Raw genomic sequence first — 13,671 nt, forward strand, 5'->3', positions numbered from 1 at the left:
CTTTGCCATGAATTGCGCCGCGCTAAGCTAAAAGGACCATGGCTGATGCACGAAAACCTCGCCCGTTGGCGCTTTCGCCTTCTCGGGCCTCAGACTATAAACAGTGCCCACTTCTCTACCGCTTTCGGGCAATTGACAAGCTCCCCGAGCCGAAGACCGTAGCGCAAGTAAAAGGAACGCTGGTCCACGCAGTTTTAGAAAACACCCACAAGCTGCCGCGCGAAGAGCGTGACTACCCCGCTGCAGTGAAAATGATTAAGCCGGAATGGGCCAAAATGGTCGCTGCCGACGCCGAGCTTAAAGAGCTCGTGCCCGAGGAAGAAACCCTCGATTTCTTCGTAGCGGCCCGCGAATTGCTCAAGGGCTATTTCCAGATGGAAAACCCGCAGGGCTTCGATGCTAAAGAATGCGAGATGTACGTCAATACCGTCTTGCCAAACGGCGTGCCGGTCCGCGGCTTCATCGACCGCGTGGACGTTGCCCTAACCGGTGAGGTCCGCGTCGTGGACTATAAGACCGGCAAGAAGCCAATCCCCCGCTTTAGCCAAGACGCCCAGTTCCAGATGCGTTTCTACGCGCTTGTCTATTGGCGAATGCTAGGCGTCATCCCCGCCCAGCTGCGCCTGATGTACCTCAAGGTCATTGACTCGATGTTCCTTACCCCAACCCGCGAAGAGCTGGAGTACTTCGAGCGCGATCTAGGCGAGCTATGGGCAAAGATCGAGGGCGACGGTAAGGAAGGTCTCTTCCGCCCGAAGACCTCGAAGCTTTGCGGCTGGTGCTCTTTCCAAGAGCTTTGTCCTGAATTCGGCGGAACCCCGCCCGAGTATCCGGGTTGGCCGGGCTCCGCCGCAGATAACTAGAACAGGCCGGAAATGGTGCCATCGGCGGCAACATCGATGTTGTTGGCCGCCGGCTTCTTCGGCAGACCCGGCATGGTCATGACGTCGCCAGTCAGCACCACGATGAAGCCCGCACCAGTACGCGGCAGCAGCTCGCGCACGTGGAGGGTATGGCCCTCTGGAGCGCCCAAGGAAGCCGGGCTATCGGAGAAGGAGTACTGCGTCTTTGAGATGACCACTGGGAAGTTATCCCAGCCATTGTCCTTGATGTACTGCAGGTCCTTCTTGGCCTTCGGGCCGTACTCGATAGAGGTTGCACGGTAGACCTCGGTGGCGATCTTTTCGATGGACTTTTCCACGCCCTCTGCTGGATCGTAGAGCTGATGTGCCTGACCCTCGGAGAGGTTTTCTAAGAGAGTTTCTGCCAACTCCTTGGCTCCTTCGCCGCCCTTTGCCCAGACATCTGCCTCAGCCAGGGCGACGCCAAAGTCCTTGGCCCAGGTCCGCATGAATTCGCGCTCGGCCTCGGTATCGCTGTAGAAGGAGTTGAGCGCAACTACTGGTTGCAGACCAAACTTGCGGATGTTTTCAACGTGGCGCTCGAGGTTGACGATGCCCTTGCGCAGTGCGTCAAGGTTTTCCGTGGTCAGGTCCTCACGGGCCTGGCCGCCGTTGTACTTTTGGGAGCGGATGGTGGTAACGACCACAGCACCCGCGACGTCGAGCTCGCCAAAGCGAGCCTTGATATCCATGAACTTCTCGCCGCCCAAGTCGGCGCCAAAGCCAGCCTCGGTGAGCACAATGTCGCCGAACTTCATCGCAGTCTGTGTTGCAAGCAAGGTGTTGCAGCCATGCGCAATGTTGGCAAAAGGTCCACCGTGTACGAATGCCGGGGTGCCGCCCAGAGTCTGTACTAGGTTCGGGTTGAGGGCGTCGCGCATCAAAGCAGTCAGTGTGCCCTCGGCATCAAGCTCGCGTGCCGTGACTGGCTTTTGGTCGAAGGTATAGCCAACGGTAATATCACCCAAGCGTTTCTTAAGGTCTTCGAGGTCAGTAGCCAGGCCCAAGATAGCCATGATCTCTGAAGCTGCGGTGATGGTGAATCCGGTTTCCGCAGGCACTCCGTGTGCCGGGCCGCCGAGGCCAGTGACGACGCCGCGCAGCGCACGGTCATTGACATCGAGGCAGCGCTGCCAGGTCACGCGGCGCGGGTCGATGCCGAGCTGGTTTCCTTGGTGGATGTGGTTATCGATGATGGCAGCCAAGGTGTTGGTGGCCGCTGCGATGGCATGGAAATCACCGGTGAAATGAAGGTTGATATCCTCCATCGGGACAATCTGGGAATAACCGCCGCCGGCGGCACCACCCTTGATGCCCATGACTGGACCTTGGGAAGGCTCACGCAAAGCGACGATGGCCTTGTGCCCCAGTAGTGCTAAAGCATCGGTTAGACCAATCAGCGTGGTGGACTTGCCTTCACCAGCCGGTGTTGGAGAAACACCAGTGACGAGCACCAGCTTGCCTTTGGTGGGAAGGTCCTCGAGCTTCGTGATATCAACCTTGGCTTTGGTGTTGCCATAAGGAATGAGCGCTTCCTCCGGGATTCCCGCACGAGAAGCAATATCGGTAATTGGCTCCAGTTTGTGAGCCTGTGCGATTTCGACATCTGAGAGTTGGGTAGCCATGGCTTTATGCTACAGAGAAAAGCCGCCCGATCTGCCTGTTTCGGAGAAAAGGACAGTGGGCGGCTAAATTGTCAAATCGCGGGCTCTAGGCGATGACAGCACCGAGTGCGTAGCTCAGCAGAACAGCGACCACGATGGAGACCGTTCCTGGGATGAGGAATGGGTGGTTGAACACAGCCTTTCCGATGCGGGTGGAGCCGGTATCGTCCATCTCAACTGCGGCCAGCAAGGTTGGGTAGGTCGGGAGGATGAACAGAGCGGAAACGGCTGGGAATGCGGCCAGTGCGGTCAGCGGGCTTGCGCCCAGGGCCAGCGCGGCCGGCAGCAGCGCCTTGGTGGTAGCAGCCTGGGAGTACAGCAGTGCGGCGGCGAAGAAGAGAACGACGGCCAGCATCCACGGAGCGGACTTGACGACGTCGCCCGCCATGGTCTGGATGTTGTCCATGTAGTGGTTGATGAGCGTGGTGCCCAGCCAGGCGACGCCGAGAACACACATGGAAGCAGACATACCGGACTTGAATACCGGGGTGTTGAGGATGTCGGCGGCTGGAATCTTGGTGATCATGACGATGAGTGTTGCTGCGGTAAGCATGACCGTCATGATGGCCTCGTTGCGTGGCAGGGTCGGCTCGGAGATGAGGCCAACCTGCTCCGAGGTCAGCGTTGCCCAAATCATGACGATGACGATGGCAGCCAGGAAGATGTAGATGGAGGCCTTTGCGCCCTTTTGCGTGCTTTGGTCGGTGTGTCCCTTCGGCATTGCGACGAGGCCCTGTGCGAGGCGCTCCTGATAGACCGGATCGTCTTCTAGTTCCTTACCCGCGTGGTTTGCTAGCCAAGCAGCCGGGAAGATGCTGAGGAAGGTTGCTGGAATAAGAACGCCGAGCAGCTGGAGGTAACCGATGCCGGTTGGCTCCAGAAGCGAGGCCAGCAGGACCACGGCGGCGGAAATCGGCGAGGCACAAATTGCCATCTGGGAGGACACCACGGCGATGGAAAGCGGACGCGATGGGCGGACCTTGCCTTCCTTTGCTACCTCGACGATGACGGGCAGCGTAGAGAATGCGGTGTGGCCAGTACCTGCTAGAACGGTCATCAGCCAGGTGACGATCGGCGCATAGTAGGTGATGCGCCGCGGGTTCTTACGCAGGAAGCGCTCGGCCACCTGGACCAGGTAGTCCATACCGCCCGCGCGCTGCATGGCGGCGATGGCGGCAATAACGGTCATGATGATGCCGATGACGTCGAAAGGGATATCTTCGCGGGTAACCGGCACGCCTGTTAGGCCCAGCAAAAGGACGCCGAGACCGCCAGCGACACCGATGCCGATTGAGCCAATGCGGGCACCTAAGTAAATCGCGGCGAGGACAATGAGGATATGGACTACAGCCATGGGAATCTCCACAAGGTCGAAAAATTAAATGGCTTCCTCAGCCGAAAATAAACGAGTCAGCCATGCTCTGTCCTCCCCATTGTCCCCCAAATCATGTGGTTTTGGTTAATTAAAACGCCCGTTTGTGCTTGTTCCCACAAAATTAACCTTTTGCATTACGGTTGGTTGATTGAAAACCAGAGAAATCCCTGCACAACAACAAAACGACGAAAGGCCATGTGGTAAAACCACATGGCCTAAAATCCGTACTTAATAGCTCGCAGGAGGCGCTGATACTCCCCCAGCGAAACCATTAAAGGTTTAGGTCGGATTTAGTCCTCGTCGATGTAGAGCTGGCCGCGGAACTCTGGGTGCATCAGGTTCTCAACGGACAGAACCTTGGACAGGGTTGCCTCGTCCATAAGGCCCTTCTCCAGAACGAGTTCCTTGACGCCCTTGCCGGTCTTCAGGGACTCCTTAGCGATTTCGTCACCGTTGTGGTGACCGATGAACGGGTTCAGGTAGGTGACGATACCGATGGAGTTTTCAACGTATGCGCGGCAGACATCAGCGTTGGCGGTGATGCCGGTGACGCACTTCTCGCGCAGGGTGTCAACAGCGTTGCCCATGATACGGATGGACTGGAACAGTGCCTCACCGATGACCGGCTCCATGACGTTGAGCTGGAGCTGGCCAGCTTCAGCAGCCATGGTGACAACGTGGTCATTGCCGAAGATCTTGAAGCAGACCTGGTTGACAACCTCTGGGATAACCGGGTTGACCTTACCCGGCATGATGGAGGAACCAGCCTGGCGAGCAGGCAGGTTGATCTCGCCCAGGCCAGCGCGTGGGCCGGAAGCCAGCAGGCGCAGATCGTTACAGATCTTGGCCAACTTCATAGCGGTGCGCTTGATGACGGAGTGCAGCAGAACGTATGCGCCGCAGTCGGAGGTTGCTTCGATGAGGTCGCGAGCGGTCTTGATCTCCAGGCCAGTGACCTCGGATAGGGCTGCGGTGACCTGGTGGCGGTAGCCAGCTGGGGTGTTAACGCCGGTACCGATTGCGGTGGCACCAAGGTTGATCTCCAGCAGGCGCTTCTGAGCGTCGCGCAGTACCGCCTGCTCCTCAGCCAGGTTATGAGCGAATGCCTTGAACTCGTCACCCAGGGTCATAGGAACAGCGTCCTGCAGCTGGGTGCGGCCCATCTTCAGGATGTCCTGGAACTCGTTGCCCTTGTCGTGGAAAGCGTTCTGCAGGGAATCGATGCGCTCGATCAGGGTGTCCAGGGAGTAGTACAGACCCAAGCGGAAACCGGTTGGGTATGCGTCGTTGGTGGACTGGGACATGTTGACATCATCGTTCGGGTTGATGATGTCGTATGCGCCCTTTTCCTCGCCGAGGTACTCAAGAGCGAGGTTGGCAACAACCTCGTTGGTGTTCATATTTAGCGAGGTGCCCGCGCCGCCCTGGAAGACGTCGAGCGGGAATTGGTCCATGCAGCGACCCTCGTCCAGGATCTGGTCACATGCCCAGATGATTGCCTCTGCCTTCTGCTTAGGCAGAACGTGCAGACGACGGTTGGCCATTGCGGTGGCCTTCTTGACCATCACCATGCCGCGGATGAAGTCTGGAATGGTGTTGATAGTGACGTAGGAGATCTGGAAGTTGTCGATGGCGCGCAGGGTGTGGACACCGTAGTACGCGTCATTCGGGATCTCCATGGAGCCGAGAAGGTCGGTCTCGGTGCGAGACTTCTTAGAAGAAGACTTCTTAGCCTTGGCAGCGTCCTTGGCCTCGTTAGCAGAAGGTTTTACGCCCTCCTGCTTAGCGTCGATTTCTGCATCCTTCTTAGTGGTCTTAGCCATTTGGCGGGACTCCTTAAGTGGTCAATACTCGCTGAAAAATCCGCGAGCATTTCGAACGATAGTTGTTTGAGTAAACTCAAGGCCCATCGTAGCTAGAGCAGGCATTCCGGCGTTCAATCTGCGCAAGATCTCTAAAATTTACCCCTAAAAGCGGGCGATGCGTAGCTCTGATGCCAGGATAGCTTCCGCTCCCAACGCCGAAAGGTGGTCCATAATTCGATTCGCATCCTGCCGTGGGACCATCGCGCGCACCGCTACCCAATTGTCCCTTGCGAGAGGGGCAACCGTGGGCCCGGTAAGCCCCGGTGTTACTGCCGAAGCCGCCTCCAAGTCTTCTTTGGGCACGTTGTAATCGAGCATCAAATAGTTACGCGCATTTAGGATGCCCTGGATGCGTTGGAGGACTACTTGCTCTTCATCGCTCAATCCCACGCCGGCGCGCTTGATGAGGACCGCCGTGGACTCGGTGATGGCTTCCCCAAACGGGGCAAGCCCCTGCTGACGCAGCGTCGCTCCGGTAGAGACCACGTCTGCGATCGCATCGGCAACGCCTAAGTGGATGGAAATTTCCACCGCACCATCGAGGCGGATAACTTCAGCTTCAATCCCCCGCTGCCGCAGATCCGCGCGCACGAGATTGGGATAAGAAGTAGCGATCTTTTTGCCCTGCAGCTTTTCAATGGTCCAGTCTTCACCCTGGCGGGCGGCGTAGCGGAAAGTGGATGCGCCAAAGCCTAAATCTAAAACCTCGTTGAATGATGCGCGGGAGTCACGCGCGAGATCGCGACCAGTTATGCCTAAGTCCAAGACGCCTTGGGCGACGTAGATGGCGATGTCTTTGGGGCGCAAAAAGAAAAACTCGACGCCGTTAGCCTCGTCAACGATGTTGAGTGCCTTGGAGTGCCCGCGGCCTTTGTAGCCGGCTTCTGCCAAGATGCTAAGGGCAGCCTCGGACAATGATCCCTTGTTGGGAACGGCAACTTTAATCATCTTAAGGCTCCTTCCCTTTAGAGATACTTGTAGATATCTTCTGGCCTAAGCCCCCGCTTTAGCATCATGACCTGTAGCCAGTAAATAAGTTGGGACATTTCCTCGGCGAGCTCTTCGTCGGATTGATACTCGGCAGCAATCCAGACCTCACCGGCTTCCTCGATGATCTTCTTGCCAAGATGATGAGCGCCCTTATCGAATGCAGCCACGGTTCCAGAGCCCGCTGCACGGGCCTGAACCTTCTCGGACAGTTCTGCAAAAAGGGACTCGAAATTCTTCACGGATTCTATTGTTGCATAGAAACTTGGCTCCGAGGGCTAAAATCGATAACTAAATAGATTTGGACGAATTAGAGCTCATCTCGCCAAACCACGCATAGACATCGGCCGCGTTAACGCCGTCTAAGTGACGCGCAGGCCGTAGCGTAGAAATTTCGGTTACTTCCGCTGGAACCTCTACCCTGTCATCCTCTGGTAGGCCAATGACGTGGCAGCCGGCGTCGACAGCCGCACGCATGCCCGCAGCGGAATCCTCAAAGACCAAGCAATCAGCGGGATGAAGATCGAGGCGACGTGCTGCCTCCAAGTACATATCGGGTGCAGGCTTTCCGGCTGGTACTTCGTCACCGCAGATTGTATCGACGAAGAATTCTTCGCCTATCTCCGGAATGGCCGAAGAAGCGACATAGCGCTCCGTATTCGTGGTGACCATCATCGGCATACCATCCGCATGCAGTTCGCGCAGAAGCTCCGGGATACCTGGGAAGATTTCTAGGTTGCCGTGGAAGAGATTTTTGACGTAGTCAAAAGTAACCTCCTGGTAACGCTGATAGTCACCGGGCATAAGCTCGACTCCAGCCAACTCAGCGCAGACTGAAAGAGTCTTTTCAAAAGTGCCGCCAACCGTAGCAAGCCGCTCCTTCGGGGTCATTGCATGGCCCATAAGGCTAGACAGATGCAATGTGGCTTGGGCCCACAAGGGCTCAGAGTTGGTCAGCGTGCCGTCCATGTCCCAAAAGATGGCTGCGGGCCGTTTGGGTATGGATTGACTGGATGCGGAACCTGCAGATTCGAAAGATGAGCTCATCAAAAGATAAGGGGTTACGTTTAGAAGTCGAGCTCAGGCAGTTGTGCCAAGGCTTCGTCATCGGCGCCGGTGGCTGCGGAGGCATTGTAGATAAGCTCAGAGAGCTCTTCTTTTTCCTCCGGCTCCAAAACTGCATCTGCGTTCTTGCGGTTGAACGCAGCCAGCTTCTCGACTGACTTGTTTACGCTCGCGGCAAGAGATTGCCCGTCTGGATCATCAGGGAGTGCATCAAGATCGTCGAGAAGCTTTTCCACAATGGAACGCAGCTCTGGAAGAACGCCGGCGTCGAAGGGCGCCTCCCAGAATTCTTTCTCTTCTTCTTTGAGGTAGCTGCCAGTGGCAAAGGATTCGAGATTGCTGATGAACTCATCGACGATGGGCTGAAAGTCTGCGCGAATGCTCATGAAGTGAATTCTGCCTGATATTTCTTAAACGCGCACGCCAAGTAGCGAATAAAAAGCGGTGCGCAGCAATTCGGCCGCCTGCTCGTCATCTGCGCCGCGCTCGCCCGCTGCCCACTCGTCGACGGCCTGCAAAGCTGCCGGCGTATCCAGGTCATTGGAAAGCGCGAGACGCACTGCGTCGACAAGCGCCTGTGCGGCATCTACGCTGCCCGGATTCTCCAGTGCCTTACGCCAGTTTGCCAGGCGTTCGTTGGCCGCGTGCAGAACCTCATCGGACCAATCGCGCTCGCTGCGATAGTGGCCTGCGAAGACGCCCAGGCGAATGGCGGAGGGATCAACGCCCGCTTCAACCAGCTTGTGTACGAAAACGAGGTTGCCCAGAGACTTCGACATCTTGACGCCGTCGAGGCCAATCATGCCGGTGTGCACGTAAACCTGCGCCATACGCTCCACACCCAAGGCTGCCTCCGCATGCGCTGCTGAGAACTCGTGGTGTGGGAACTTAAGATCGCTTCCGCCGCCCTGGATATCAAACGAGGCGCCCAGGCGATTGGTGGCGATAGCAGAACACTCAATGTGCCAACCAGGTCGGCCCGGGCCAAATGGAGAATCCCATGCCGGCTCGCCTTCACGGTGAGCGCGCCAAATCAAGGCATCCAGCGGGTTGCGCTTTCCTGGACGCTCAGGGTCCCCACCGCGTTCGGCGAAGAACTCCTCCATCTCCGCTGCGGAGTAGTTGGACTCGTAGCCAAAGGCTTCCGTGGCTTCGATGGACGCATAGACGTCGGGGGATTCGGGGTCGTCAACGATGTAGGCGGCGCCGGCATCGAGAAGCTTGCCCACCATCTCGGTGACCTCATCGATGGCTTCCATCGCGCCCACGTAATCCTGGGGTGGCAAAACAGAAAGCAGCTCCATATCGGAGCGGAAAAGATCAATCTGGGAGGTGCCGAGCTCACGCCAATCGACGCCGTCGCGCTCTGCACGCTCAAAGAGCGGGTCATCCACATCCGTGATGTTTTGGACGTAATGAACCTTGTAGCCGTTATCCAGGAGCTGGCGATAGGCCAGGTCAAAGGTCAAATATGTTGCCGCGTGGCCCAGGTGGGTCGAATCATAGGGAGTAATACCGCACACGTACATGGTGGCGGTGTCCCCCGTTACCTCTACCTTCTGGATCTGCTGATCCGCGGAGTCGTAGAGGCGGAGTGCGTGGGGTTTCCCTGGAACTAATTCAACATGGGGTTCAGGCCAAGAATGCATGCGGTCTATCGTAGCGCCCTTTTCATGCCTAATGCACTTTGTACAGCATTAGGCATCAGGCAGGGCTAATAGCCAGTTATGAGAAAACCGGCCTATGGCTGAAGGTAGCCGAAAGCGATGAGCGCCATGATGATAATGCCCACTGGGATGCGGTATGCGGCAAACCATTCGAAGGAATGGTTGCCCACGAATTTCAGTAGCCATGCAATGGAGGCATAGCCAATCGCAAAGGCGATAAGGGTGCCCACTAGCAATTGCGCGCCGGTTGCGGACTGGCCGACAGTCGGGCCGAAGGCATCCCCCAAAGAAAACAGCCCGGAAGCCAACACGGCTGGGATTGCGAGCAAGAAGCTAAATCGAGTTGCCACCTCGCGGTCGAGGCCCAAGAAGAGACCTCCAGAGATGGTACCGCCGGAACGGGAAACGCCAGGCACCAGCGCCAAGCACTGGCATAGACCCATGACGATGGCGTCCTTCATGTTCAATTCTTCGAAGCCGCGCTCCTTTTTTCCGGTGCGCTCAGCCGTGATGAAGACAAAAGAGAAAAGGATGAGCATCGCAGCCGTAATCCACAGGTTGCGCAGATTGTCACGGATGAAATCCTTGCCCAGCACGCCCAGGATGCCGATCGGAATGGAACCGACAATGACCATCCATCCCATTCGATAGTCTTGACCCCGTTTTTCCTTGTTGAAAAGTCCAGCAAACCAGCCTTTAAGGATCTGCCAAATCATTCCGGCGAAGTAGACCAATACGGCTGCTTCCGTACCAAGCTGGATCACGGCAGTAAAGGATGCACCAGCGTCTTGACCCCAAAAAAGCTCGGAGACGATCCGCAGGTGGCCGGAAGAGCTAACTGGCAGAAACTCGGTGAGGCCTTGGACAATGGATAGGACGATGACCTGAAGCCAGGACATTGCGTCTGTTGCTGCTGCAGTATTCACTCGGGTGAGCATACATAGTCTGGCGCGCTTCGGGATCTACCCACGCTGGCTGCTAGGATAAACAACCGTGAAACCACTGGCCAGAACAAAGAAATTGATGCCACTGACGCTTTTTGCAAGCGCCCTAGCACTTAGTGCATGCCAGCCGGAGGTAGGCGTTGGCGGCTATCCAGATTCAGCTCTGAAGGTAAACGCCACGCCTGCTCCTGCCTCCAACGATGGGGCAAAGCCTGCAGGCAAGGTCGCGAAATTTGAGGAGAAGGTAACGGACCTCGCGGCCCACGGCAACACCATCGCCGTCCGCACCAAGGACGCACTTTACGTCGGCCAGCAGAGCGAGTTCCTCGGCGGCGACGCAAAGAAGATCGACATCGACGAAAAGTGCGGCGATTTGAACGCCTCCCAGCAGGGCTTCGTACTTGCCTGCGGCGATAAGGTCTATCTCATTGACCCAACCAAGCCCGATGCCCCGACCGAGGTAGCCATGGAAGAAGAAGCTCCGGTCACCGTCGCCACGCAACTTTCTAGCGGCGAGATCTTCGCAGGCTCCAAGGACTCGCGCACGGTTGGCATCTATGAGGACGGCAAGCGCGACCGCGACATTGAGGTCGAGGAAGGCTCCGATCAGCTCCTAGCTGTGCCTAACGACGCCGGTGCCGACAACGTCGTGCGCATCCTGCGCGCTGATTCCACGATCCAGAACATCGATTGGCAAAACGATCGCGCCGGCGGCCGCCTTCGCGCAGGCCAAGGCATAGGCCAGATCTCTGTTGGTGGCGGTGCCCTCGTCCTCGCCTCCGATACCTCTGGCGAGCGTCTTGCGGTATATACCGCCGACGACGTAATCCGCCTGCACCAATACGGCAACGTCGACGGCTCGCCATGGGGCGTGGCATGGGACCCACAGCGCCAGCTGGCATGGGTTACGACCACCGACAACGGCAAGGCACATGCCTTTTCCATCGTCTCCGGCGTGCCTGAGAATAAAGGTAGTGTTGACACGGTCGCAGATGCTCAAAATATCGCCGTGCTTGACGACGCCACCGTGGTCACCGCCTCTGCGAGTGGCAGCGGCATCCAGTTTATTTCCGAACCGAATCTGAAGTAAGGGCCCTTTAAAACCATGCAAGAAACTCGCGTCGACGCACTGCGCAAAGCCGCCTATCAATTAGCGCTCAAAGGCATGTTTAAGCTCGCGCCCGAGCGCATTCACCTCATTATGATGGGTGCTTTATCCGGCTTGCAGAAAGCACCCCTGCTGCACCGCGGTCTACACAAGGTGGTGCCAGTCAATGATTCAGTACTGGAGCAAGAGGTATTCGGTGTAAAGTTCCCGCGTCCGCTGGGACTTGCAGCTGGTTTTGATAAGAATGCCGCAGCCGCCGATACTTGGTCTGCTGTTGGCTTTGGCTATGCAGAACTGGGCACCGTCACGGCAAAGGCGCAACCGGGAAACCCTGCCCCACGCCTTTTCCGCTTGAAGGCGGATCGCGCAATCTTAAACCGCATGGGCTTTAACAACGAGGGCGCAGCCGCTGCAGCCCGCAACCTGCGGGCACGTCGGACTTCCGACGTCATCGGCATCAACATTGGCAAGACTAAAGTCACCCCTGCCGAAGAAGCGGTCCAGGACTACCGCCAGTCAGCTTCGGTTTTGGGCGACCTGGCTGACTACCTCGTAGTTAACGTCTCCTCGCCAAACACCCCGGGCTTGCGTGACCTCCAAGCCGTTGAGTCCCTGCGTCCGATCATGGCTGCTGTGCAGGAATCCACCAGCTCTCCAGTCCTGGTCAAGATCGCTCCAGATCTCTCTGACGAGGACGTTGACGCAGTTGCCGATATGGCGGTCGAGCTGGGCCTTGCGGGCATCGTGGCCACCAACACCACTATTTCACGTGAGGGACTCAAGACCCCCGCCGACGAGGTTGCTGCAATGGGCGCTGGTGGCATTTCGGGCGCACCGGTTGCGGCGCGCTCCTTGGAGGTCCTCCACCGCCTCCACGCGCGGGTGGGTGACAAGCTCGTGCTCATCTCCGTTGGTGGCATCGAAACCCCGGAGCAGGCGTGGGAGCGCATTGCTGCAGGAGCCAGCCTCCTGCAGGGCTACACGGGCCTGATTTACGGCGGCCCGGACTGGATTCGCGATATTCACCGCGGCATCGCCGAGCAAATTCGGGCTCACGGCCTTCGCAACATCTCTGAGGCTGTAGGCTCCGGCCTTCCTTGGAAGTAGAAAGCTGCCAAGCCAAAACCACGAAACGCCCGTCCCACCACCTCAACCTACAAGGTGGCGGGACGGGCGTTTTAACACGTCTTTAACGAGCCTTAGGTGGTCTCGTACCAACCCCAAGTGATCGCACGTCCCAGGGCGTGGAAATGAAGATTAAAGCCTAGGACAGTCGGCGTGGATTCTGGGTCGATGTCGAGCTTTTCCACATCTACCGCATGCACTACGTAGAGGTAACGGTGCGGGGCATGCTCTGCGGGCGGATTCGGGCCGTAGTAGGTCTTCTTGCCGGAATCCCCGCGCAAGCTAACCACGCCTTCGATGCCTAGGTCCTCAGCCGAACCTGCGCCGGTTGGAAGTTCTGTAACGGTGGCTGGGATGTTAAAGGCCGCCCAGTGCCAGAAACCCGATGCCGTAGGCGCGTCTGGGTCGAAGCAGGTAACCGCATAGGATTTCGTGCCTTCAGGCGCGCCGCTCCACTTCAGCTGTGGAGAGACATCAGAGGGAGCACGGAAACGCTCAGCGATCTCCTCGCCCTCTACAATGTCTGCGGAGGTCAGCTCGAAGCTCGGCAGATCCTTTAGCGGCGCATAAGGATCGTGGCCAGGAAAACGGGAATCTTGTGCATATGAAGTCATATTTCAGTTGTACCTGAGGCCACACTATGCTGTCGATGAGTCTGGCATCTCAATTGGCAGCCCCCCACGCCATACCGCAGGCGCAACTGCCAACTTACAACGATGTACTTTTACGCGCTTTAAAGGCCTCAAAACTAAGCCATTTTCCACTACTACCTGCTGATTTGTTTAATCTACGCGTTTCGCGCTACAGTATTCGAGTGCCCAGCCGAGAGGCTGAAAACACCCAGCCCGGGTGGCGGAATGGCAGACGCGCTAGCTTGAGGTGCTAGTGTCCTATTAACGGACGTGGGGGTTCAAGTCCCCCCTCGGGCACAAATGTGAAGTCTCGCGACATCGATAGGAACGATGTCGC

Annotated in this window: 13 protein-coding genes and 1 tRNA gene; 4 read left to right on the forward strand and 10 right to left on the reverse strand. The window is 57.4% G+C overall.

Annotation, left to right across the window (positions count from 1 at the left end):
* Positions 1–38: 38 nt before the first annotated feature.
* The gene (locus HMPREF2724_RS07130; RefSeq protein ID WP_070432923.1) at positions 39–863 is read left to right on the forward strand and encodes a RecB family exonuclease; all 825 of its coding nucleotides are present in this window, start codon (positions 39–41) and stop codon (positions 861–863) included.
* Here HMPREF2724_RS07130 and HMPREF2724_RS07135 read toward each other — a convergent pair.
* The 9 genes from HMPREF2724_RS07135 to HMPREF2724_RS07175 form a co-directional block, all read right to left on the reverse strand.
* Complete coding sequence (locus HMPREF2724_RS07135; protein ID WP_070432922.1) at positions 860–2,527, reverse strand: formate--tetrahydrofolate ligase; 1,668 nt, start codon at positions 2,525–2,527, stop codon at positions 860–862. The genes HMPREF2724_RS07130 and HMPREF2724_RS07135 overlap by 4 nt on opposite strands.
* Before the next feature lie 85 nt (positions 2,528–2,612).
* The gene (locus tag HMPREF2724_RS07140; RefSeq protein WP_061922461.1) at positions 2,613–3,920 is read right to left on the reverse strand and encodes an anaerobic C4-dicarboxylate transporter; all 1,308 of its coding nucleotides are present in this window, start codon (positions 3,918–3,920) and stop codon (positions 2,613–2,615) included.
* A 311-nt stretch (positions 3,921–4,231) separates the two neighbouring features.
* Positions 4,232–5,764, reverse strand: a complete 1,533-nt coding sequence (aspA, locus tag HMPREF2724_RS07145) for an aspartate ammonia-lyase (protein ID WP_061922458.1) — start codon at positions 5,762–5,764, stop codon at positions 4,232–4,234.
* Positions 5,765–5,908: 144 nt separating this feature from the next.
* Complete coding sequence (gene hisG, locus HMPREF2724_RS07150; RefSeq protein ID WP_061922455.1) at positions 5,909–6,754, reverse strand: ATP phosphoribosyltransferase; 846 nt, start codon at positions 6,752–6,754, stop codon at positions 5,909–5,911.
* A gap of 17 nt (positions 6,755–6,771) precedes the next feature.
* Complete coding sequence (locus HMPREF2724_RS07155; RefSeq protein WP_061922452.1) at positions 6,772–7,035, reverse strand: phosphoribosyl-ATP diphosphatase; 264 nt, start codon at positions 7,033–7,035, stop codon at positions 6,772–6,774.
* Between the two features lie 49 nt (positions 7,036–7,084).
* Positions 7,085–7,840, reverse strand: a complete 756-nt coding sequence (locus HMPREF2724_RS07160) for an HAD family hydrolase (RefSeq protein WP_062040812.1) — start codon at positions 7,838–7,840, stop codon at positions 7,085–7,087.
* A gap of 20 nt (positions 7,841–7,860) precedes the next feature.
* On the reverse strand, positions 7,861–8,244 hold the full coding sequence (locus HMPREF2724_RS07165) for a hypothetical protein (protein WP_061922445.1): 384 nt from the start codon (positions 8,242–8,244) through the stop codon (positions 7,861–7,863).
* A 24-nt stretch (positions 8,245–8,268) separates the two neighbouring features.
* Positions 8,269–9,507, reverse strand: a complete 1,239-nt coding sequence (gene mshC / locus HMPREF2724_RS07170) for a cysteine--1-D-myo-inosityl 2-amino-2-deoxy-alpha-D-glucopyranoside ligase (protein ID WP_070588004.1) — start codon at positions 9,505–9,507, stop codon at positions 8,269–8,271.
* Between the two features lie 92 nt (positions 9,508–9,599).
* Positions 9,600–10,424 (reverse strand): undecaprenyl-diphosphate phosphatase, encoded by an 825-nt coding sequence (locus tag HMPREF2724_RS07175; RefSeq protein WP_201040701.1) that lies wholly within the window; start codon positions 10,422–10,424, stop codon positions 9,600–9,602.
* Positions 10,425–10,548: 124 nt separating this feature from the next.
* On the opposite strand from HMPREF2724_RS07175, the gene HMPREF2724_RS07180 reads away from it, so the two are divergent.
* Positions 10,549–11,559, forward strand: coding sequence for a hypothetical protein (locus HMPREF2724_RS07180; RefSeq protein WP_141744792.1), 1,011 nt, complete (start codon positions 10,549–10,551; stop codon positions 11,557–11,559).
* Positions 11,560–11,574: 15 nt separating this feature from the next.
* Positions 11,575–12,684: a quinone-dependent dihydroorotate dehydrogenase gene (locus HMPREF2724_RS07185; RefSeq protein ID WP_061922436.1), complete on the forward strand. Its 1,110-nt coding sequence runs from the start codon at positions 11,575–11,577 to the stop codon at positions 12,682–12,684.
* A gap of 92 nt (positions 12,685–12,776) precedes the next feature.
* On the opposite strand, the gene HMPREF2724_RS07190 is transcribed toward HMPREF2724_RS07185, so the two are convergent.
* The gene (locus HMPREF2724_RS07190; protein ID WP_061922432.1) at positions 12,777–13,316 is read right to left on the reverse strand and encodes a YbhB/YbcL family Raf kinase inhibitor-like protein; all 540 of its coding nucleotides are present in this window, start codon (positions 13,314–13,316) and stop codon (positions 12,777–12,779) included.
* Between the two features lie 229 nt (positions 13,317–13,545).
* Between HMPREF2724_RS07190 and HMPREF2724_RS07195 the strand changes: the two genes are divergently transcribed.
* Positions 13,546–13,631, forward strand: a tRNA-Leu gene (locus tag HMPREF2724_RS07195).
* The last annotated feature ends 40 nt before the right edge of the window (positions 13,632–13,671 follow it).

It is taken from the genome of Corynebacterium sp. HMSC071F07 (genome assembly GCF_001810285.1).
GTDB lineage: Bacteria > Actinomycetota > Actinomycetes > Mycobacteriales > Mycobacteriaceae > Corynebacterium > Corynebacterium simulans.